Source organism: Delftia sp. WSY_10 (genome assembly GCF_043104705.1).
Lineage (GTDB): Bacteria > Pseudomonadota > Gammaproteobacteria > Burkholderiales > Burkholderiaceae_C > Comamonas > Comamonas tsuruhatensis.
Window position 1 is genome coordinate 1 of the sequence record NZ_JBICKY010000027.1, and the last position, 2,053, is coordinate 2,053.

1 rRNA gene is annotated in these 2,053 nt (G+C 49.2%); it reads left to right on the forward strand.

Annotated features, from left to right (window positions below):
• Positions 1-363 precede the first annotated feature (363 nt).
• Positions 364-2,053 (forward strand): 23S ribosomal RNA (locus ACF8ML_RS12650); the annotation flags it as partial.

Genomic DNA, 2,053 nt, shown 5'->3' on the forward strand with positions numbered 1-2,053 from the left:
CTTGCAGGATGAGAAAAGCGCGAAAAAAGCGTGCTATAATATTTGACTCAACACTAAAGCAGTCTCGTGTGAGACTGCTTTAGTGTTGATAGTTATCCAACTATCAATCGGCTGTTCTTTAAAAATTCATAGAGTCGAAATCAGCGTTGCTGGCGGAAAGAGATTTCAATCTCACCGTGCCGTCAGCAACATTTTGATTGCGTCAAAACGAATGAAACTTTGTTTTATTCAAGTAATGACGAATCTTTCTCTGACAGCAATGTCAAAGAATCATTCACATTACGGCATAACGCGCGAGGTGAAAGACCTCGCAAGTCCTTGAAAGAAAACGGCGAAATCTCGCAAGAGAGATCAAAGTTATAGGGTCAAGTGACTAAGAGCATGTGGTGGATGCCTTGGCGATGATAGGCGACGAAAGACGTGATAGCCTGCGATAAGCTTCGGGGAGCTGGCAAATAAGCTTTGATCCGGAGATTTCTGAATGGGGAAACCCACCCGCAAGGGTATCGCATACTGAATACATAGGTATGCGAGGCGAACCTGGAGAACTGAAACATCTAAGTACCCAGAGGAAAAGACATCAACCGAGATTCCGAAAGTAGTGGCGAGCGAAATCGGAACAGCCTTCTAGTGATAGTCAGACGGTTAACAAAACGGAATGGAAAGTCCGGCCATAGTAGGTGATAGCCCTGTATGTGAAAACCGACTGGTGGTACTGAGCTAGAGAAAAGTAGGGCGGGGCACGAGAAACCCTGTCTGAATATGGGGGGACCATCCTCCAAGGCTAAATACTCATCATCGACCGATAGTGAACCAGTACCGTGAGGGAAAGGCGAAAAGAACCCCGGGAGGGGAGTGAAATAGATCCTGAAACCGCATGCTTACAAAAAGTAGGAGCCCGAAAGGGTGACTGCGTACCTTTTGTATAATGGGTCAGCGACTTACATTCAGTGGCAAGGTTAACCGAATAGGGGAGCCGTAGAGAAATCGAGTCCGAATAGGGCGTCCAGTCGCTGGGTGTAGACCCGAAACCAAGTGATCTATCCATGGCCAGGATGAAGGTGCCGTAACAGGTACTGGAGGTCCGAACCGACTAGTGTTGCAAAACTAGCGGATGAGCTGTGGATAGGGGTGAAAGGCTAAACAAACTTGGAAATAGCTGGTTCTCTCCGAAAACTATTTAGGTAGTGCCTCAAGTATTACCTGCGGGGGTAGAGCACTGTTTAGGCTAGGGGGTCATGGCGACTTACCAAACCTATGCAAACTCCGAATACCGCAGAGTACAGCTTGGGAGACAGAGCACCGGGTGCTAACGTCCGGACTCAAGAGGGAAACAACCCAGACCGCCAGCTAAGGTCCCTAAAATTGGCTAAGTGGGAAACGAAGTGGGAAGGCTAAAACAGTCAGGATGTTGGCTTAGAAGCAGCCATCATTTAAAGAAAGCGTAATAGCTCACTGATCGAGTCGTCCTGCGCGGAAGATGTAACGGGGCTAAGCCAGTTACCGAAGCTGCGGATTTGCAATTTATTGCAAGTGGTAGGAGAGCGTTCTGTAAGCCTGTGAAGGTGCCTGGTAACGGGTGCTGGAGGTATCAGAAGTGCGAATGCTGACATGAGTAGCGTTAAAGGGGGTGAAAAGCCCCCTCGCCGTAAGCGCAAGGTTTCCTACGCAACGTTCATCGGCGTAGGGTGAGTCGGCCCCTAAGGCGAGGCAGAGATGCGTAGCTGATGGGAAACAGGTCAATATTCCTGTACCGATGTGTAGTGCGATGTGGGGACGGAGAAGGTTAGCTCAGCCAACTGTTGGATATGTTGGTTCAAGCCTGTAGTCGTGCCTGGTAGGCAAATCCGCCGGGCTTAGATGAGGGGTGATAACGAGTCTGCTTGCAGACGAAGTGAGTGATACCCTGCTTCCAGGAAAAGCCACTAAGCTTCAGCTACACACGACCGTACCGCAAACCGACACTGGTGCGCGAGATGAGTATTCTAAGGCGCTTGAGAGAACTCTGGAGAAGGAACTCGGCAAATTGATACCGTAACTTCGGGAGAAGGTA